Source organism: Flavobacterium cheonanense, assembly GCF_039539185.1.
In the GTDB taxonomy this organism is placed as follows: domain Bacteria; phylum Bacteroidota; class Bacteroidia; order Flavobacteriales; family Flavobacteriaceae; genus Flavobacterium; species Flavobacterium cheonanense.
In genome coordinates, this window is the sequence record NZ_BAABCT010000001.1 from 266,602 (window position 1) to 286,902 (window position 20,301).

At 33.7% G+C, this 20,301-nt stretch carries 15 protein-coding genes and 1 pseudogene; 12 read left to right on the forward strand and 4 right to left on the reverse strand.

Features of this window, described 5'->3' with window-relative positions; all coding sequences use genetic code 11:
• Positions 1-2 precede the first annotated feature (2 nt).
• The 3 genes and pseudogenes from ABD766_RS01325 to ABD766_RS01335 all read left to right on the forward strand — a co-directional run bounded on the left by ABD766_RS01325 (position 3) and on the right by ABD766_RS01335 (position 3,050).
• Complete coding sequence (locus tag ABD766_RS01325; protein WP_344815020.1) at positions 3-1,703, forward strand: LIC_10190 family membrane protein; 1,701 nt, start codon at positions 3-5, stop codon at positions 1,701-1,703.
• Positions 1,696-2,211: pseudogene (locus tag ABD766_RS01330) on the forward strand (DUF2400 domain-containing protein); the annotation flags it as partial. The gene ABD766_RS01325 and the pseudogene ABD766_RS01330, both read left to right, overlap by 8 nt.
• Before the next feature lie 71 nt (positions 2,212-2,282).
• Positions 2,283-3,050, forward strand: coding sequence for a TIGR02757 family protein (locus ABD766_RS01335; RefSeq protein ID WP_344815021.1), 768 nt, complete (start codon positions 2,283-2,285; stop codon positions 3,048-3,050).
• On the opposite strand, the gene ABD766_RS01340 is transcribed toward ABD766_RS01335, so the two are convergent.
• Positions 3,047-3,472 (reverse strand): hypothetical protein, encoded by a 426-nt coding sequence (locus tag ABD766_RS01340; protein ID WP_344815022.1) that lies wholly within the window; start codon positions 3,470-3,472, stop codon positions 3,047-3,049. The genes ABD766_RS01335 and ABD766_RS01340 overlap by 4 nt on opposite strands.
• Before the next feature lie 188 nt (positions 3,473-3,660).
• Here ABD766_RS01340 and ABD766_RS01345 point away from each other — a divergent pair, with 188 nt between their 5' ends.
• The 7 genes from ABD766_RS01345 (at position 3,661) to ABD766_RS01375 (ending at position 13,188) form a co-directional block, all read left to right on the forward strand.
• Positions 3,661-4,146: a T9SS type A sorting domain-containing protein gene (locus ABD766_RS01345; protein ID WP_344815023.1), complete on the forward strand. Its 486-nt coding sequence runs from the start codon at positions 3,661-3,663 to the stop codon at positions 4,144-4,146.
• Positions 4,143-4,754, forward strand: coding sequence for a hypothetical protein (locus tag ABD766_RS01350; protein ID WP_344815024.1), 612 nt, complete (start codon positions 4,143-4,145; stop codon positions 4,752-4,754). The genes ABD766_RS01345 and ABD766_RS01350 overlap by 4 nt, the downstream gene beginning before the upstream one ends.
• 14 nt (positions 4,755-4,768) lie before the next feature.
• Entirely contained in the window at positions 4,769-7,576 is a 2,808-nt protein-coding gene (locus tag ABD766_RS01355; RefSeq protein ID WP_344815025.1) for a DUF7151 family protein, read from the forward strand.
• A 187-nt stretch (positions 7,577-7,763) separates the two neighbouring features.
• Positions 7,764-8,441, forward strand: coding sequence for a hypothetical protein (locus ABD766_RS01360; protein ID WP_344815026.1), 678 nt, complete (start codon positions 7,764-7,766; stop codon positions 8,439-8,441).
• Positions 8,431-8,889, forward strand: a complete 459-nt coding sequence (locus ABD766_RS01365) for a hypothetical protein (protein WP_344815027.1) — start codon at positions 8,431-8,433, stop codon at positions 8,887-8,889. The genes ABD766_RS01360 and ABD766_RS01365 overlap by 11 nt, the downstream gene beginning before the upstream one ends.
• Positions 8,890-8,918: 29 nt before the next feature.
• Positions 8,919-12,269 carry an Ig-like domain-containing protein gene (locus ABD766_RS01370; RefSeq protein WP_344815028.1) on the forward strand — a complete coding sequence of 1,117 codons (3,351 nt, stop codon included), beginning with the start codon at positions 8,919-8,921 and terminating at the stop codon, positions 12,267-12,269.
• A 1-nt stretch (position 12,270) separates the two neighbouring features.
• Positions 12,271-13,188, forward strand: coding sequence for a PorP/SprF family type IX secretion system membrane protein (locus ABD766_RS01375; protein WP_344815029.1), 918 nt, complete (start codon positions 12,271-12,273; stop codon positions 13,186-13,188).
• A gap of 175 nt (positions 13,189-13,363) precedes the next feature.
• Here the strand turns inward: ABD766_RS01375 and ABD766_RS01380 are convergent, their stop codons facing one another.
• On the reverse strand, positions 13,364-13,558 hold the full coding sequence (locus ABD766_RS01380; protein WP_344815030.1) for a hypothetical protein: 195 nt from the start codon (positions 13,556-13,558) through the stop codon (positions 13,364-13,366).
• 113 nt (positions 13,559-13,671) lie between these two features.
• Positions 13,672-14,310: a recombinase family protein gene (locus tag ABD766_RS01385; protein WP_344815031.1), complete on the reverse strand. Its 639-nt coding sequence runs from the start codon at positions 14,308-14,310 to the stop codon at positions 13,672-13,674.
• Positions 14,311-14,727: 417 nt separating this feature from the next.
• Here ABD766_RS01385 and ABD766_RS01390 point away from each other — a divergent pair, with 417 nt between their 5' ends.
• Positions 14,728-16,302, forward strand: coding sequence for a DUF5131 family protein (locus ABD766_RS01390; RefSeq protein WP_344815032.1), 1,575 nt, complete (start codon positions 14,728-14,730; stop codon positions 16,300-16,302).
• A gap of 198 nt (positions 16,303-16,500) precedes the next feature.
• Here ABD766_RS01390 and ABD766_RS01395 read toward each other — a convergent pair whose 3' ends face one another.
• Positions 16,501-17,997 carry a hypothetical protein gene (locus ABD766_RS01395; RefSeq protein ID WP_344815033.1) on the reverse strand — a complete coding sequence of 499 codons (1,497 nt, stop codon included), beginning with the start codon at positions 17,995-17,997 and terminating at the stop codon, positions 16,501-16,503.
• A gap of 500 nt (positions 17,998-18,497) precedes the next feature.
• Here ABD766_RS01395 and ABD766_RS01400 point away from each other — a divergent pair, with 500 nt between their 5' ends.
• On the forward strand, positions 18,498-20,294 hold the full coding sequence (locus ABD766_RS01400) for a recombinase family protein (RefSeq protein WP_344815034.1): 1,797 nt from the start codon (positions 18,498-18,500) through the stop codon (positions 20,292-20,294).
• Positions 20,295-20,301 lie beyond the last annotated feature (7 nt).

The following is a 20,301-nucleotide window of genomic DNA, read 5'->3' on the forward strand; positions in this document are numbered from 1 at the left end:
TTATGGTTCTAATACTTCTATCATGGATTTATATTCTCTTCACTACAATCAATCTTGGTTTTGGTTTTGATAGATGTATTGGATTGAAAAATAAAAATTTCGCGATTACATCCATTTTAGGAATGTTTTCTGTTACTGTTCTTGCGAGCGTTTGGGCAATTTTTGGTAGAATCAATATTGAATTTCATGGATTTCTCTTAATTCTAAATCTTTTACTCTTTTTCAAATTCCGAAAGGAGATTATTGAAATTTATAAAAGCTTTTGGATTGAACTACAATCACTATCAAAAACGCTAAAACTCTTTTTATTCACAATCACTTTAATGATTGTTGCTCAATGTAGCTCCATTCCGTATGTAATCGATAATGAATCTTATTACATTCAAACTATCAAATGGATTAACGAATACGGATTTGTAAAAGGAATAGTGAATTTGCATTTTTTTCTTGGTCAAACGAGTGGTTGGCACATCACACAAAGTATTTTTAATTTTTCGTTTCTGTATTCCAATTTCAATGATTTAAGTGGATTTGTAATGCTTTTAGGAACTGTTTTTTCGATTCAAAAACTTCAAGAATTTTACCAAAATAAAAACTCTAATTATCTTTTAATAGGATTATTTCCGATAACGAGTATTTTCCTTTTTCAATTTATTAGCGCGCCATCGCCTGATATTCCGGTTTATGTTTTATCGTTTATCATCTTTTTTTACTTTTTAGAAAATTTCAAAAAATGTACTGTTGAAGTATTTAATTTGATTGTAATTCTGATACTTTTTACACTTTACATAAAAAATACCACTTTAACTTTTGTACTAATTCCAATTGTATTATTGGTTCAAAACTTCAAAATTCTTTCTAAAAACTTATCAAAGTCGTTTCTATTGGCAAGCATCGTTTTAGTGCTTTTTATAACCAAAAACATGATTATTTGTGGTTCGCCAGTTTTTCCATCCAAATTATTTGCATCCTTTACTATGGATTACGCGATTTCTGATAGTATTGAAAATTTTTATTACGACCAATTAAAATATTACGGATACTTTGTCGATTTGCAACAATACAATTCTATGTCGGCTTTCGATTTGTTTTTAAGATGGTTATCACTTCCAAAACTCAATGGTTTATTCAATAAAATCAGTATTTTACTTCTTCTAATTACACCCTTTTTTATCTATAAATTTCAAAACAAGAAAGCCGTTTGGATACTTTATATTTTGATGGTTTTGCAATTAATCATCCTTTTCGCAACATCGCCTCAATATAGATTTTTCATGAATTTTATTTTATTCTTTTCGCTGTTTTGCTTCATTTGCTTTTTTCAAAATAAAAGAATAATCAATGCTGTTTTATTGCTTTCGTTAGTTCCGACGCTACTAATTCTATTTCTTCCTATCAATTTAAACCGTTTTTCAAATTACAAATTCATGATGGAACTCAGTAATTTCTCAACAGAAAACGTAGTTTTTCCTCATGAAAACACTAAAAACACCACCGCATTTGAAGTCATTCGATTAGGCAATTTGAACTACAACTCACCTATCCAAAACGATTTCTTTTGGGCAAGCGGAAATGGTGCACTTCCTTGTGTAAATAAAGACCAAATCGCTTATTTCAAGAAATACTTTTATATCATTCCACAGCAGAGAACCAAAGATTTAAAAGACGGATTTTATGCAAAAAAAATCAATGAAAATGACTAACTCCGAATTAAAAACATTTCTGGACGAAAAAGTAGAATTATACAACAATCCGAAGTTTATTGAAAGTGATCCAATACAAATTCCGCATGCTTTTTCTTTGAAAGAAGACATTGAAATTGCAGGATTTTTATCGGCAACAATTGCATGGGGAAACCGTAAAATGATTATCAATAATGCAAAAAAAATGATGGATTTCATGGGAAATTCTCCTTATGATTTTGTACTAAACCATCAAGATTATCAACTTGAAAAATTAGAAAATTTTGTTCATAGAACCTTCAATGGTGGCGATATGATTACGTTTATCAAAGGTTTACAAAATATTTACACCAATCATAATGGTTTGGAAGCTGTTTTCTCAAAAAATATTGAGAAAGATTCCATGCAAAAAAGTATTTCCGAATTTAAGAAAGTATTCTTCGAAATCAATCATCAAAATCGCACACAAAAACATATTTCTGATCCATTAAATAATTCGGCTGCCAAAAGAATCAATATGTTTATACGGGTAATTAGTGTTGTAAAAATATTAAGTTTAACAAATACTATATTTGTAGCATATATAATTAACGATACTATATGGGTTTAAGTGAGGAAGAAATTAAAGAGTTTTTAGATGAAAAGGTAAAAGAATTCAATACAGTTGCCTTTATTGAACCTGACCCAATCAGTGTTCCACATCGTTACTCTTTAAAAGAAGATATAGAAATAGCTTGCTTTCTGGCATCTTCCATCGCTTGGGGTAATCGCAAAATGATTACTAAAAATGGTCATCGCATGATGGATTTATTGGGAGATTCACCCTATGATTTTGTAATGTCACATCAAGAACATCAACTTGAACGACTTGAATCATTTGTGCATCGTACTTTTAATGGTGAAGATTTTAAATACTTTATAAAAGCATTAAAACATATTTATACTAATCATAATGGATTAGAATCAATTTTCATTAAGCACCAAACTGATGATTCGTTGCAACCTGCCATTCATGCACTACATGAAATCTTTTTTGAGATTGAACATCCGCAACGTACAAGAAAACATGTTGCCGACCCGCTCAAAGGCAGTGTCGCAAAGAGAATTAATATGAATCTTAGGTGGTTATGTCGAAAAGACAATAAAGGTGTTGATTTCGGTATATGGGATATAAGTCCATCTAAACTTTCTTGTCCACTTGATGTACATTCTGGAAATGTAGCTAGAAAATTAGGGTTACTTAATCGGAAAAACAATGATTTAAAAGCACTTGAAGAACTGGATAAATCGCTAAGAAGACTAGACCCAATCGACCCTGTGAAATACGATTTTGCTTTATTTGGATTGGGTATTTTTGAGGGGTTCTAAATACCAAAACACTTGGTAATATCGAACCAAAACTCATAATTACTGGTGGAGCCATCATCCATCAAACCAATCACACCAATCTTATCATACTTTTTATCGTTGGCAAAAATCAGCGATTGTTCAGTTTTTGTCCAATGCATATCGTCCATTAAATAATGAATAATGCTGGTTTCTATTGGAATAACATGATTAAAATATACTCCAGATATTTCAATTGCCGCTTCCATTGACTCCCCACATGTTTCTTTTAATGGGATGGATATGGTTAGTTTGTCTGGGGTGGTTTTTGGTTTTTCCATGCTAGGTGTTTTATAATAAATATCTGGATGATATGGAAAGGGTATTAAATTTTTGGCTAAAAATTCTGGTAAAAAAATTTTTTTGAAAAAGGGGGATGTATTTTTTTTGGGTTGAATTTTCAAAAATATTTAAGATTTAAAAACAGCTTTATGTACCCCACAAAAGGAGTATGCAGGGAGGTCTGCTCAAGTGGGTAACGGGGGATGGAAGGGGATTGGTAAATATGGTTATAATTGATGTATAATTAAGTTTTTTTAGAAATTAGGATTCTTACAAATGTTTTATTAAATTTGGCTTTTTAAATCTAAATATGAGGATATTATTATTTTGTTTTATTTTATCGTTTTCAACGCTTTACAGTCAAGAACTCCATCACCAAGCACTATCTTCTCAAGGAACCAGCAAAGAGCTTCCTAACGGTGTATATGTCAGTCAAACCATCGGACAGCAAAGTGTTATTGGCAACTATACCAAAGATGGAAAAACATACGGTCAAGGATACCAACAAAGCGTTTGGAGCAAGTATATCTTAAGTACTGTAAACAATCCAATAACAACGGTTACTTATCCAAATCCGTTTATATCTACAATAAACTTTCAATTCTCACAACCCATCAAAGAACGAATCAAAATGGAACTATTTGATGTGAGAGGAAGGCTTATTTTTCAAACAGAACAAATGCCAACAGATAATCTTCTTACTGTTGCGATGCCTAACCTAGCTTCAAGTAACTATTTGGTTAAGCTAACAGCACCAAACTATACCTATTACACACAAATCCTAAAACAAGAATGAGAAAGCTTCTATTATTAGTTGTGCTTGTATTTTCTTTCCAGAATATACATTCACAAGAAATTTATCTTAAAACAGGTAAAAATTATACCAAATACGATTACAAATCAAATTCCAGTTCTTCCCCTAGTCTTCAATCAGGTAGTGGCAACTTCTACGAAATTGGTTATGTAATGACCCTTAACAACGAAAAGTTGAAGTATGCTGTTGGATTAAGCCTTAACGAATACAACGCTTTGGGTGGTGATATAAACAGTTCTTATTCTTGGAATACCCAATACATGGGAGTTGAAAATACGTTTTCAATTGCCTTTGTGAATTGGAATGGATTGCAAGCTTCAGCCAACGGTGGTGTTGGAATATCAACTCTCATCTATGGCAAACAAAATCTTAATGGTCAGTATTTGGACTTGGCGTCTCAAAAAGAGTTTTCAGGGCTTTGGATAGCGCCTAAACTAGGACTTACAGCAAGTTACAATGTTGATAACGATATATACTTGAGCATTGGGTATGCTTATTCAAAAAGCTTCAATGTTTCCAATAGCACGGATGAAAAACTATCGTTTAACAATAGTCAAATTCAATTTGGCGTTCACTTTATGCTTAGATAATACACAATACAGTTATGAAAAAAATATACTTATTCTTATTACTTGTTTTAACTACAACAACATTTGCACAAACGCAAGGCATCACGTATCAAGCGGTGATATTGAATCCTTACGGTCAAAACATCCCAGGGTACAACAACCAAAGAGCGCCACTTGCCAACAAAGAAATTTGTATCCGTTTCAACATCCTAGCAGGAACTGCTCTTGAATATCAAGAAACGCATTTGACCACCACCGATGAATTTGGTATGGTCAATCTTGTTATTGGTAACGGAATTCCTGTTGGTGGCAGTGCATCAACTTTCTCAGGAATTGTATGGTCTGGAGCACCAAAGAATTTAAAGGTTGAAGTTGATTTGAAAGCATTATGTTCCAACTATACTGAAATCAGTGACCAACCGCTTACAGCTGTTCCTTATGCCATGTATGCTGTTAATTCAGGTTCAACGGGACCTCAAGGGCCTCAGGGACCTGCTGGTCCACAAGGACCGCAAGGAGTTCAAGGAACAACTGGAGCAACGGGTCCTCAAGGTGCACAAGGACCGATTGGATTAACAGGAGCACAAGGACCTCAAGGTATTGCTGGAGCCAACGGAGCAACTGGACCTCAAGGACCAATTGGATTAACAGGGCCACAAGGTCCAGCTGGTACTAACGGTACAAATGGAACAAACGGAACTGATGGACAACAAGGCATTCAAGGGGTTGAAGGACCTGTGGGACCGCAAGGGCCAATTGGATTAACTGGTCCTCAAGGACCTGCTGGAACCAACGGTTCAAACGGAGCTAACGGAACTGATGGAACTGATGGAAAAAATGCGTTGGTAAATACAACTATTGAAATTGCTGGTGTTAATTGTCCTAATGGTGGAACGAAGATTGAAGTTGGATTGGATGCCAACAACAACGGAATATTAGAAGCTAGTGAAATAAACGCTGCTCAAACCAAGTACATCTGCAATGGAGCTCAAGGGCCTGCTGGTGCCAACGGTGTTGATGGAGCTGTTGGAGCAACTGGACCTCAAGGGCCAATTGGATTAACTGGTCCACAAGGTGAAGCAGGTGCCAACGGTATTGATGGTTTACAAGGACCTCAAGGTATACAAGGTGAACAAGGACCAATTGGTTTAACAGGACCTGCTGGTCCGCAAGGAATAGCTGGAACCAACGGAACCAACGGTTTAGATGGTGCGCAAGGGCCACAAGGTATTCAAGGCGAACAAGGTCCTATAGGGCTAACAGGACCTGCTGGACCACAAGGAATAACTGGAACCAATGGAGTTGATGGTGCAACTGGACCTCAAGGACCACAAGGAATTCAAGGCGAACAAGGACCTGCTGGTCCACAAGGAATAGCTGGAACAAACGGCACTAATGGATTAAGTGCATACGAAATAGCGGTTCAAAACGGTTATACGGGAACTGAATCACAATGGTTATCAACTGCTATTGTTGGAGCACAAGGCCCTCAAGGTCCTGCTGGTCCTCAGGGACCACAAGGTATTGCAGGAACAAACGGTTTAAATGGTATTGATGGAGTTCAAGGTCCACAAGGTATCCAAGGAGAACAAGGACCTATAGGGCCACAAGGTGTATCAGGTACTAATGGCATCGATGGAGCTCAAGGACCTCAGGGACCTACTGGACCACAAGGTTTGTCTGGAGCTCAAGGACCTCAAGGGCCTGCTGGTCAAAATGGTTTAAGTGCTTATGAAATAGCGGTTCAAAATGGATATACTGGTACAGAATCACAATGGCTTACAACTGCTATTGTAGGACCACAAGGGCCTCAAGGAATAGCTGGTGCAGTTGGACCGCAAGGGATACAAGGACTGCAAGGTATTGCTGGAACCAATGGGACTAATGGTGTTGATGGTGCTCAAGGGCCTGCTGGTCAAAACGGAATTAACGGTCAAGATGGTCTATCAGCATATCAAATATGGCTAAATGCTGGAAATACAGGAACTGAAGCTCAATTCTTAACATCTTTACAAGGAGCCACAGGTACTCAAGGGCCTGCTGGAATTAATGGCGCTATAGGACCACAAGGCCCAGCTGGCGCAAGCGGTATTAATGGTACAGATGGAACTAACGGCACCAATGGTTTATCTGCTTATCAAGTTTGGTTGAATCTTGGGAATGTTGGAACAGAAGCTGATTTTATTACTTCATTAACTGGACCACAAGGGATTCAAGGAGCTCAAGGCACAAATGGAGATGACGGTCAAGATGGTAAAAATACTCTTGTAAATACAACTACTGAACCTGCAGGAGCAAATTGTGCTAATGGTGGTGCAAAAATTGAAGTTGGGCTAGATTTGGATGGTAATGGACTATTGGACACTTCAGAAGTAAATAATAACTTAACTAAATATGTTTGTAACGCAACTAATTTATCTAGTTCTTCAGCTGGACAATTATTTGTTCAAGGTCAAAAACAATATTTATGGCCTGGTTTAAATTACGACGGCTCTACTTTACCTGAAGTTGTATTAAGTTTTAATGCAATAGCTGGAAATTCATATTACATATATTCTAAAATTTCTGCTAATAAAAGAAGAGCTACATGCGCAAATGGAGTTTATGGTTGGATTGAAGACTCACAATCAAATATTATAACGATAAATAGTATTGATACTTTTAACTTTTCAACTGGAGATTGTAACAATGACAATGGTGGAGAAAAAGTTTTTTATGGATACTTTATAGCGCCAAATGATGGAGTATATTATTTAAAGTCATCATATTTTGTTCAAGGATATAATGCTGCTTTTGGCGGCGGCTTTAATGAAGGCAATATTAGTGCAATGATTTTTAAATAACTTCAAAATAAATTTAATTTTAAATTCAAAATAACATACTGAAAAAATAGTCTTGTTTAGAAACTTATATATTTTGTAAAATGAAATAATTGCTCAAATTTTATTGAAATATTTCAAAAATCAATTAAATAATTTTTAACTATGAATAAAAATATGGGTATTGTATTGAATGATTTAAAGAATTAATATGATTGATAATGATAATTTAAAAATAAAAGAGTTAGTTAATAATGTTTTTAAAGAAATCTGTGCATCTAAATCTATTTCTGGTTTAGAAAAAATATTGGATAAAAGAAGAGTCGAAAATAAATATAGAATTAAAATAGATGATTATCCAAAAATTGAATTTAACATTACTATTGAGGAAATACAAAAATTAGAAGAAGAATCTTTTATATGTAAAAATATTTTTAATCATAATAAAATTGGTGAAACGGAAAATACAATAGTGAAGTTATTATACGCAATGGCTTGGAAAAACGGTGACTTAAAAAAAATCAGACATATTATTCAAGGAATCAAAAATGTTGGAGAATCTAGTTCTGAAAAAAATGATGGTTTAGTTTTTTATCAGTTTGGTAAATATTTAACCAAAAAGGAAGGTCAACCTATAATTGACCAACATGTTTTAAGAGCTTTTAAAGTATATCGAACAGACTTAAATAATATCTGTGATATTAAAAAATCCAGAAATTTAACTACTATTGGAAAAAATGAAAAAGCACTAATTATTGACTATAAAAATTGGTTAATATCTGAAGCTATTTCAGATGAATTGAAAAAAGAAACAGATTATGCTTATCATATAGATAAAATTCTTTACGCAGTTGGAAAGAAGATTAAATTTAAAAATAATGAGAAATAGAATTAACAAAAATTCCCAACATCTGATAAATTTTCTCGAAGAAAAAAGCAATAATGGCCTAAACACTATAACAATTCCACTTCAGAAGAAAAGAAAGGTTTTTGATAGTTTTGAAATTCATCCTATTTATAAAAATTTCAAAATTTGTGGAATTAATGTTGAGCGGAGGGTAATGCCTGCTGATACAGTTTTTCCTATCGAAATTTTCAATCTTGTTTTAAACTCACTATCAAAAGCGGAAGATTTTACTTTACCTAATGGAAAAGCACAAGGTAACAGAATGGATGATGAAGCTTTGTCTTCCAACACAATAGAATATATTGTAGCGAAAGAAATTTACAAAAAGAATGATGGAGATACTATAGATAGAAGGATTTCAGTTATTTCAAATGTTCTTATTGCTTCAGAATTGTGTGAGTCCAGACCTTCAGCTCTAAAATTAAAATAATTAGTATTTAAAGCTTCACAAATTTTAAAATGGGTATCAAAAAAATTTTATTAGGATTCTTGTTTTTTTGTTCAATAGTTCATTCTCAAACATGTACTGATTTCCCTGAAATAACAGCTTCCACTACAAATTTATGTGCTGGTTTATCGGCAAATTTGTCTATCAACTATACCCCGCCTACCATATGTAATATGAATATTACCCCAAGTACTATTCCTTTGGGTAATCCAATCCCAGGGTTTACTTATGCTGGCATTTTCAATGGACATTATTATTATGTTTATAATACCCCAACATCATGGACACAAGGAGAACTAATTTGTAGACAAAATGGTGGTTATTTGGTATGTATAAATGATATCAACGAAAATGCTTTTGTGAGTAATTCTACAAACAATAACATTTGGATAGGAATGTTTAGAGACCCAGTCACCTGTAATTTTAGATGGTTGGATTGCTTGAATATTACTTTCACAAATTGGAGGCCAGGTGAACCAAACAGTGGCCCATGTGGCGAACCCTATGTTCAAATTATTAGAGGGTGTGGCTTTGGATTGAATACATGGAATAATTTGGATAATAATTCTTCAAATGGTTCATGTTATTCTAATATGGTTCCAATTATGGAAATTGACCCTTCTATTTACAATACCCCTATAACCCCCTCAACAACCTATCTCTGGTCTACAGGAGAAACTACAAGTTCAATAACTGTATCACCAACTGCAACAACGAACTATTGGGTTGATATAACAACAGGCACTTTAACTTGTAGAAAAAACATCACTATTAATGTAGGACCATCTATATCTCCTACTGCCAACCCAACCCAAACCTTTTGTGGTTCTGCTACAATAGCAGATTTATCTGCCATTGGAACAAATATTCAATGGTATGCTTCAAGTACAGTTGGAGCACCTCTGGCACCAACCACAACTTTGGTAAATGGGGGGTCATACTATGCAACTCAAACCATAACTGGTTGCGAATCTCAAATCAGAACACTTGTAAATGTTACTATTTTACCTCAAACAGCATCACCATCAGGAAATAGTACACAAAGTTTTTGTAGTTCAGCTACATTGTCTGAAATAGTCGTTACTGGAAATAATATTCAATGGTATTCTTCTATAACAGGAGGCACTTCTTTAAATTCGAATTCATCATTAATAAATGGCACAACTTACTATGCTTCACAAACTATAAATAGTTGTGAAAGTACTACAAGATTAGCCGTAACTGTTAACATAAATAACCCACAAATATCAGCAACTTCTAATACAATTTGTCTTGGCGAGTCCTCAACATTAACAGCATCTAACACGAATAATCCAACATCAAACAGTTGTTCTATGCCATCGAATCTGCAAAATGGACTTGTTGGCTATTGGCCATTTTGTGGCAATGCTAATGATGAAAGCGGTAATGGAAATAATGGAACAGTCAACGGAGCTGCTTTAACAACCGATAGGTTTGGAAATGCTAATAACTCCTATTACTTCTCAAGTGCTGGCTGCGCTACTAGAATAGATGCTCAAGTAAATACAAGCTCAATACAAACTGGTCTAACAATATCAATATGGGTTTTAAGAGTTGGTGATGGTTGTATTAGTCCTAGAATATTAGAATTTTGGCCTGCAGCTAATCCTAATGGCCCTGGAATGGCACAATGGGGCTGGGGAAATGGTTTTAATACAATTGGTATTGGAAGTACAACTTCATCTGGATTTGGTTGCTATGCTGGAATTCCTGTGGGAGGAAATAATATCTGGTACAATATTGTTTACACTAATGATGGAACAACGGGTAAATTTTATAAAGATGGTGTATTAATATCGACTTTAGCTTCAAATGGAAATCCTATACTGGCAGGAAGTGCTGCTTTTGGCAGAATGAACCACCCAGCTTATGACAACCTCAATGGTAAATTAGATGATATTGGAGTTTGGAACAGAGCTCTTACTCAACAAGAAATACAACAATTATACAGCCAATCAATTACAACTTATTTATGGTCTACAGGAGAGACAACAGCTACCATAACAGTAACTCCAAGTACAACAACCAATTATTGGGTAGATGTTACTTCAAATGGTGTGACTTGTAGAAAAAACATATCAATAACAGTAAATAGTTCTACACCTGCTCCAACTGCTCCATCACCTCAAACTTTTTGTAATTCAGCTACGGTTGCTGATTTGATTGCTACTGGTAATAATATTAAGTGGTATTCAAGTGCTACTGGTGGTAGTCCATTATTAAATAGTACTGTATTAGTTAATGGCACAACTTATTATGCTAGTCAAACCTTAAACGGATGTGAGAGTATTATTAGACTTCCTGTAAATGTTATTATAAACATTCCTGCAGGTCCTACAGGTAATTCAAACCAATTATTTTGTAATTCGGCGACAGTTGCTAATCTCTTAATGAATGGACAAAATATTCGATGGTATACTTCAGCAACTGGTGGTACTCCATTGACAAGCACGACAACACTAACAAACGGGACAACTTACTTTGCCTCGCAAACCATTAATGGTTGTGAGAACTTAGTTCGAACACCTGTTATAGTTACAATTGATGTTGTCTCTACCCCAGATGGTGGTGCAATTCAAGAATTCTGCAAGATTGATACTCCCCGAGTATCTAACTTAACCCCAAATTCATCTAACATTAAATGGTATACTGTTCCTGTAGGTGGTAATCCATTAAATCAAAATACTTTGTTGTTAGATGGTGCAACCTATTATGCTGAGTCTACTAATTTAACTACTGGATGTAAAAGCCCAACAAGATTAGTAGTTCTTGTAAAAATTAATGATTCAAATCCTCCTGTTGGAGAAACAAATCAGGTATTTTGTGCTGAAGACAATCCTACTTTATCAAATGTATTGATGAATGCTGAAAATTCACTCGTATGGTATGATACTAATACTGGAGGGAATATTTTGCCCTTAACTACTTTACTTGAGGACAATCAAAGTTACTATGCAGGTAATCTTGATAATTTAACTGGTTGTTATAGTTCAGCGAGAACAAAAGTAGATATTACATTACTTCAGTGCGAATTAGAAATTAATAACATATTAACATTAAATGATAACAATCTAAACGATTTCATATTTATTAAAAACATTGATAATTTTCCAAAAAGTGAATTTCAAATTTTTAATAGATATGGTAAATTAGTTTGGAGAGGATATAATTACAACAATATTCAAAATACTTTTACTGGAAAAGCAAATGTTCAAGGTGTATACAAGCAAGATGAATATTTGCCTACAGGAACTTATTTTTATGTTTTGACTTATTTTGATAGGTATCGTAACGAAAACAAGGAGGTAAAGGGCTTTTTACAAATTAATAATAACCAATAATATGAAATGGTTTAAAGTTATTATTTTGTTTTTCGTTTTCAATCCTAAAATTTATTCGCAAAACGACCCTAAACTATCTATTTTTTCTTTTAACCCAATTATGTATAACCCTGCGTATGCTGGTTCTTTTGATGGTTTAACAATAAATTCCATATATAGTACTCAATGGGTTGGATTTGATGGAGCACCAAAAACACTTTTATTATCTGGTCATTCGATACTGTATAATTCTAATGTGGGTGTTGGTTTAGATGTTATTTCAGATAAAATAGGGGCAGTAAACGAAAATGCAATTAACGGAAACTTTGCATATCATGTCAACTTAAGTGAAACTATACGTTTATCGCTTGGATTGAAAGCTGGTGTAAATTTATTTAATATTGATTATAATCAATTTTCAATTCAGGACCCCAACGAAAATGATTTGGCAGACAGAAATGTATCAAGTAATAATTTATTAATTGGAACTGGAGCCTATTTGTATAATGAAAAATGGGCTTTAGGATTTTCTGTTCCAAATATGCTTGAAACCAAATATCTTAATGATGTTAATAATCAAATTGCGAATAAGAAGCCATATTACTTTTTTACTGGTGCCTATAAATTTGAACTGGATGAAGAGATATTTCTTCAACCTAATTTTATAACGAGAGTAACAGATGGTGCTCCAATTTCAACATTGGTAGCGTTAAACTTAAATTGGGAAGATAAATTTGTTACAAGTCTAAATTTTGAAATGGATGTTTCAGTTGGCGGATTTGCAGGGTTTAGATTTTTTGAAAACTTTTTGGCTGGATACTCTTATGATATTTCAGTTAATGATTTTGGCAGATATAATGGTGGTGTACATACCTTCTTACTTAACTATAGATTAGGTGATTATTGGAGTAAGAAAAAATGTGCTTGTTTTACTTTTTAATTATTGTTGACATTTTCATTTATACAACCTCACATTTACAAACACCATTTCAACTCCCGTTGCCTTTTTAATCCTATCAACTTCTGAGTTGGTCAGCTTATCTGGGTCAATAACCATAATATGATGCTGGGTTTTCTACAGTTGATGCGTAATTGAAGTTCTTGTCTTTTTCATATTAATTGGAGCTAAATTCAAAATCATAATCCTTATACATTGGCTTATCATACATTATCACATAGACTTGAATCTTATTTTCTTCTTGGATAATGTTTAAGTTGAAATGAACCCCAAAAATGTATCGTCTTAACTTTCTCAGCAGAATTATATAGTCAATTTCAATTGTTGGGTCATAATCAAATATCAACTTCATACTGTAGGGATTTATAAAATTTTTATCCTCCACATTTGTTTCCATTGTCATGTGTCGGCTACCATAGTATCGAGTCAGTATTCTGTGGATACCTGTAATGTCAACTTTTCTCATTAGGCAACTTGAAAATTTGCATTCAACATCAATTCTTTTATCTTCTTAACCGTATTGGCTGACACCTTATAATCTGTATCGCTGGCCAACTTGGCAATTTGTCTTAGTGATAGTGTTGGATATGTTTTGATAGCCCGAACCGTTTTCTTATGCTTCTGAAGTGTCTGCACTGGTGTATCAACTGTACCTAATTGACGGCCTTTATAAACATCACCTCGAAGCTTGGCTTGTTGAACCCCTTCAGCTTGTCTCTCAAGCAGGGTTGTTCTTTCTAAAGAATAAATCTCAGATAGCACCGTTGTGATTAGGTTAAATATTGGATTGACCTTGCCATCAATGATAGATTCCAATCCCAAGTTGTCAATCTTCACAATAACACCCTTGGATTGGAAAAAATTAAGGGTCGTCAATACATCCACCGTGCTTCTTCCAGCTCTGGACAAATCGTGGAATGTGACATAGGTTATCAGGCAAGCTTCAACAGCTTGGATGAGTCGTTTGCCTTCAGGTCGTTCAGCAAATGGAATTGAACCAGATATAATGTCAATGAATAATTCTTCATCGGGGTGGGCTTTTGCAAGTTGACGAAGGTTGGTTTGATTTTTTGTTGATTGGCGAATGTAACGAGCTTTTTTCATGGTGACCTTTACTTAAAATTGTGCAATTTTAGGATTTACCCTTTTGCACAGGTTTAACATTGCATTTTATTGAAATCCGATTTATGTATTTTGTGCAGCGTATGACTAAAATCTAATTTTGAACAAAACGAACATGGTTTGGATTTGGTTTTAAATTTAGGTGCTTAATTAATTTGAAAGTATTGAAACGGATTTGTTGAAATCGGTTGTTTCAATTTAGTTTTTTTAAAGAGCTATAATCTAAATTTAAAACTTGATGCAAAGTTCTGAAATGCAAATAACCAGGACAAGAAAAACAACTGAAAACCAGGCTTTTAATTGAATTGTTGATTGAATTGTTCATAAAATTCATCTATATTCAAAAATGAATTTGTCAAATAATAAATAGTTTTGCCATAAAATTATAAAATTGGTATTATGGCTGATTCAAATATCGAATGGACTGAAAAGACATGGAACCCCACAACTGGTTGCACCAAAATTTCAAAAGAATGTGATAATTGCTATGCAGAAGTTATGACCAATCGGATGATGCACATGCCAAATCAACCAAGATACAAGGCTGGTTTTGGTGTGTTTGCAATGCATGAAGATGCTCTTGGAGAACCTTACAAATGGAAGAAGCCAACAACTGTTTTTGTAAACAGCATGTCCGATTTGTTCCATAAGGATATGAAAATTGAGTTTCTTCAAAAGATATTCAAAGTGATGAATGATACGCCTCAGCATACATATCAAGTGCTTACCAAAAGACATCATGAAATCACAAAGTACTCCAAAGACTTAAATTGGGCAGATAATATTTGGATGGGAGTTTCTGTTGGAAGCGAAGCTGGAGTTAGAAGAATTGAACATCTTGTAAATTGTGGTGCTAAACACAAGTTCTTATCTGTTGAACCTCTTCTTGAAGAATTACCAGATTTGAATCTAAAAGGAATCGACCTTGTTATCGTTGGTGGTGAGAGTGGTGATAATTCCTCAAGACCAGTTGAATTGGATTGGATACTAAAGGTAAAAAAGAATTGCGACCAACAAGGAGTCCCATTCTTTTTTAAACAATGGGGTATGAAAAAATTCAATCCTAATCTAAACGACCCTACAATGGATAAACGCCACCGTTACTATGCTAAAGGAGGTTGTATGATAAATGGTAAAATCTATTTATCAAATCCAAGTAATCCTAATAGTCCAGATACACCAACACTCGAATTATTTGGCAACGAATACTACATAATGGATGATTATTCCGATTTGAAATCAATCTGGGAGCTTAAATCATATTTGCCATTTATGGAGGATGATTTGTATGAACAATTAAAAACCGACATTAAAATAAACGGGTTAAACGACCCTATTCTATTTGTTGCAACACCTAATGGAGAAAAGCTTGTGATTGAGGGGCATACACGCTTAAGAGCTTGTATTGAGCTTAAACTTAAAAATATTCCAACCAAAGAGGTAAAAGAAAACTTTGAAAGCATTGACGATATAAAGCTTTGGATGGTTCGCCACCAATTTCAAAGAAGAAACTTGTCCAGTGTAGAAAAGATAGAACTAGCTCTTTTATCAAAGGAAACCATCGAAAAAATGGCCAAAGACAACTTGTATAAAGCTGGAAAAAACAAAGAAATCGATAAGTCAATAGATACTTATGCTGAAATAGCTAAGATTGCTGGCGTTGGAAGAACTAGTGTATTTATGTATTCTGCAATTATTGAGAAAGCTTCTGATTCGGTTAAACAAAAATTGCGTAAAGGCGACATTAGCATTACTTCTGCGTACGACAAAGTAAAAGATATACCTGAGAAAAAAATAACTAAACCAAAAAACAAAGCCAATAACTATAAAATTTTGGACTCCATTGAAGAAGCTCAAAAATTATTAGAAGATGGAAAGATTCAAGGTGTCACTATATTAAAAAACAAAGCTCAAATCGATATGCTAAACAATTATGTGAAGACTAAGTTTGGTATTGTTATTACTGAGGCTTAAGAGGGTTTGTCAGAAATGACAAAGGCTGTTTTTTATCATAAATCGAAAGTATATTATTAATTTCGGTTCGTTCTGCATCAAAAAGAGTGAATCCCTTTAAGGCATAGGCCTCATTCAATATTCTGTAACCGTATTCATTGTGCAACGTTACATAGCGAATACTGGAGAATCAGAACAATTTTTGCGTGCTTAAATCAACTAAAATCCATACTCATCATCTAGATTAGGTCTTAATAATGCATCTAGAATTTTTTGTTTTTCAGCCATAGACATTTGAGGTATTTTGATTTGAATTGGTTCTATTTGTAGGTCCTCATCTTCATCCTCATAGTCAAAGTAGTCATCAGTCATTTCCCAAACTTCCTCGTCTTCTTGAACTTGAGTGTTTACCTCTTCAACTTTAAGTGTTGGACATACTCCAAATAACTCTTCCATCTTCTGGGTTATCACTGACACAATTGTGTCCACTTGGGATTGTTTGCACATGAAGCTATCATGAATTGTATACGGTATGATGCCTAATTTTTCCAATTCTGGCATTATCACATCCAAAACAGCATGTGATTCGAGTGTTTGCATCTTAACAGCCAATATTTTGTTACTGTTTGCGTTTGTGTTGTTGATGAATTCCATAATAGTTGGGAACCATGATGCAAAGAAGTTTTTATACTTTAGATACGATGAAGTCTTGGAATAAAATATTTTAAATACCATATTTTTCATCTGGTCACGAATCCAAATCTTTTGATATTTTTTATTAAAATCCAACACTAGTGCATCATACAGTTGTCCTGATAGCACCATTTTCTTGTACAATTCCAATTCTTCTTGGTTTATAGACTTCTGAAACTTCAATAGCGTATACAAGAAGAAGGGTTGCGAGTTTTTTATATCAGGATTAAACAAAGGTTCATCCGATTGAATATAGGGTCTTAAATAGCTTGGAAGCGATGTAAGGTTGGAATCCAATCTGCCATTGGTTTTGTTTCGTTTAAAAAACAAAAAACCATCACCAATAGCGGTTATTCTCATGCTTGATACCATGTAGCGGTGAAGGATGTTTTTTATTTCTTTGCCAGCTCTTATTAGTAACTCAAATCTATTTGCAACACTACTTTCATCACAATTAATTATAGCGTGAATCTGGTCACTTGACAGCGGAAATTTCAGTCTGTTGCAAAGCTCATTGATTTCTGAATGTGCCATGTCAAGTATTGCCTTGTTAGCACCCTCCACATCAATCTTGAAATTTTTAAAGTATTCCGACTTCACAAACTCGAGCCGTTTGACTTTAAGCCGTTTGTTTCTTATAATCTGCTTGGCTATGCGTTTGTTTATGTTGTCGTTGGTTATTTTAACAGGCAACGATTTACCCATAAATTCACTGGAAATTTTATATCCCTTGGGCTTAACACCCATTGTATAATAATCATTTCTGCGAATGAACCCGCTATCAACTAGAAAGTTAATGTCATCGTTGAGATTATCGCTTGTTGGCAATAATTCTTTGAATTGCTGTTTGGATATTTCAGTATATCCATAGACCTTTTGCAATTCGTTTTTGAAGTAAATCTCTTTGCGATAGATTAGGTCGATTATTGTGTAAAGATTATCCTTTCGAGAATAATCAAGTTTATCCAGTGCTTTTTTTAATGCAATTGGAACGTAACGGTTGAATTGTAGTTTTTTGTTCATTTTTCATATTATCACTACTTTTATGTTATTGTGTTTTGGCCTTTTCACTTCCTTTTCAGGGTAGTGACCAACTGGGAGCTACCCAGTTGGAACCTGATACCGATTTAACGATATTTATAATTATACTAATAAATATGAAAAAAGTCAACAAAATTTAGAAATTTATTTTCAATTCCCAAAACATGTTAAAGTTGAAATCTTTGTCAAGTATATATTTTATTGGGGCTCACAACGATTTAAAATTAAAAAAGGACACTATAAGTATACTCGCAAAATACCCCACGGGCTTATAGCATCCTTTTTTTAAAAAATATCTTTGTAAAGGCTTATGAATAAAGGTCTAGGGAAATATTCAACTTTTACATATTTTTACTAAATATCAAAACACTTTTGCATCCTTGATATAATTTAATCATTAAATGACAAAATACAACAAATCGCTATCCACTCTAATTAACCGATTAAGAGGTTAAATAAATATATTTGTAAAAAAATAAAATATGTTAGCTATATATTGCCGAATTAGCGGTAAAAAAGGTGAAGACAAGGATACATCAATTGCAACCCAGAAAGAAGAAGGAACTAAACTAGCAATAAGTTTGGGTTTAAAACCAGTTTTCTTTGTTGATGAAGGAATCAGTGGCACCAAAGAAGAAATCACTGATAGACCAGCTTTTGCAAGTATGATAAAGGAACTCAATTCAAAAAAGTATCATGGTGTATACACATTAAATCAGAGCCGTATCGAAAGAAATTCGTTAATATGGCAAATATTTGTTGGTGTTATGCTTACCAATAATTGTAAATATTATCCAAATGGAGTTTTATTTGACCTTGACAACCCTCACAATAGGTTTATTGCAACAATTCAAAGTGCAAATAATGCTCTATATTCAAGTTTAACATCTCAACTAGTTAAACTGTCAATAAGAAATCGAGCTGAAGAAGGTCGATTTAGAGGACAATTACCTTATGGTTTTATCTATGACGATAAGAATCGCATCAAAATTAATGAAGCGGAAGCTAAGTGGGTAAGATTGATGTATGAGTGGTCTTTGAGTGGTATAGGTTCTTATACCATAGCAAACATGCTTAATGAAAAACAAGTGCCCACAAAATTCAACAAATACGATGGTAACATAAAGCGAATTGACCCATATACAAAAGAAGTTTATTACCATAGTAAGAGTAATGTGAAATGGAGAGGAAATGTAGTACACGATATATTAATAAATCCAATAAATAAAGGAAAGAAAAAACTTGGGGAGGAATATTACGATGTACCAGCAATAATTGAAGAGAAGTATTGGGAGAAAGTAATTGCAAATTTGCAAGAGAATAAGAAAAAAGTTGGAAAAAAAGTTCACTACAAGTACTTACTTAATGGAATAATTTTTTGTTCACACTGCGGAAGACAAATGGTTGGAAAAAAAAGGGTAGCATCTGGTGATAATTCATATAAATGCAAAGGTAAAATCTACCCCAATAATCTGTGCGTTGAATCAAGAGCCATCAATATATACAAATTAGAAACATTTCTCATCAAGCATCTTTTTGAATCAAAAGAGTTAGAAAAACACCTATTAGAATTACCTGAAAAAGAAAATGATTATACAGCATTACAATTCGAATTAAATGAGCAGAAAAAGAAACTATCATCTTTTGAAAGAGATTATAAGCACCAGTTTTCTTTGTTAACAAATCCTGATTTTGCTGAAGACATTAACATCAAAAAATCTTATCTGACTTCAAAAAGAATGCTTGAAGGACAAAAAAATATTGTAGATGATTTAGAAAATAAAGTTGCATTGGTAAAGAATTTCAGTCCAAAAGAAAACGTAAAAAGAGTTATTGCAGAGAATATAAACCTGAGAGAATTTGAAGACTTTAAAAGACTGATTCACTCGCTAATTGAGTGGATTAAAATAGGTCAGGTAAAAGAAGATGGCAAAATGGGCACTTTTATTATCAATATTAAATATCGAGGTTTTGATGAAGTTTCAACTTTTATTACCAATTGGTTTGCCATGAAATGGGTTTGGATTTCAAAATATAGAAAAGAGGCATATACGCAAGAGCAAATCGAAGAAGACAGGGAACATGCCATCGCCTTGTTAGAATACCACAAAATTGTGGTGGATGAAAAGTATAAGGATGAGTTACGACAAAATGGTATGACTGATGAAGAAATCGACCGACAAAACCCTTGGAGCAAGAATTATATAGGAAGTGAGTCAAATTCTTCAGAACATTCTGTCATCGTATTAAAAGACGAAGATTTGGTAAATTTTAATTAACCACCCT

Coding starts and splice junctions, on each gene's coding strand:
- ABD766_RS01335 (WP_344815021.1), top strand. CDS start 2,283: ATGGGTTTAAGTGAGGAAGAAATTAAAGAGTTTTTAGATGAAAAGGTA.
- ABD766_RS01325 (WP_344815020.1), top strand. CDS start 3: ATGGTTCTAATACTTCTATCATGGATTTATATTCTCTTCACTACAATC.
- ABD766_RS01385 (WP_344815031.1), bottom strand. CDS start 14,310: ATGAAAAAAGCTCGTTACATTCGCCAATCAACAAAAAATCAAACCAAC.
- ABD766_RS01360 (WP_344815026.1), top strand. CDS start 7,764: ATGATTGATAATGATAATTTAAAAATAAAAGAGTTAGTTAATAATGTT.
- ABD766_RS01365 (WP_344815027.1), top strand. CDS start 8,431: ATGAGAAATAGAATTAACAAAAATTCCCAACATCTGATAAATTTTCTC.
- ABD766_RS01400 (WP_344815034.1), top strand. CDS start 18,498: ATGTTAGCTATATATTGCCGAATTAGCGGTAAAAAAGGTGAAGACAAG.
- ABD766_RS01355 (WP_344815025.1), top strand. CDS start 4,769: ATGAAAAAAATATACTTATTCTTATTACTTGTTTTAACTACAACAACA.
- ABD766_RS01350 (WP_344815024.1), top strand. CDS start 4,143: ATGAGAAAGCTTCTATTATTAGTTGTGCTTGTATTTTCTTTCCAGAAT.
- ABD766_RS01375 (WP_344815029.1), top strand. CDS start 12,271: ATGAAATGGTTTAAAGTTATTATTTTGTTTTTCGTTTTCAATCCTAAA.
- ABD766_RS01370 (WP_344815028.1), top strand. CDS start 8,919: ATGGGTATCAAAAAAATTTTATTAGGATTCTTGTTTTTTTGTTCAATA.
- ABD766_RS01345 (WP_344815023.1), top strand. CDS start 3,661: ATGAGGATATTATTATTTTGTTTTATTTTATCGTTTTCAACGCTTTAC.
- ABD766_RS01380 (WP_344815030.1), bottom strand. CDS start 13,558: ATGAAGTTGATATTTGATTATGACCCAACAATTGAAATTGACTATATA.
- ABD766_RS01390 (WP_344815032.1), top strand. CDS start 14,728: ATGGCTGATTCAAATATCGAATGGACTGAAAAGACATGGAACCCCACA.
- ABD766_RS01395 (WP_344815033.1), bottom strand. CDS start 17,997: ATGAACAAAAAACTACAATTCAACCGTTACGTTCCAATTGCATTAAAA.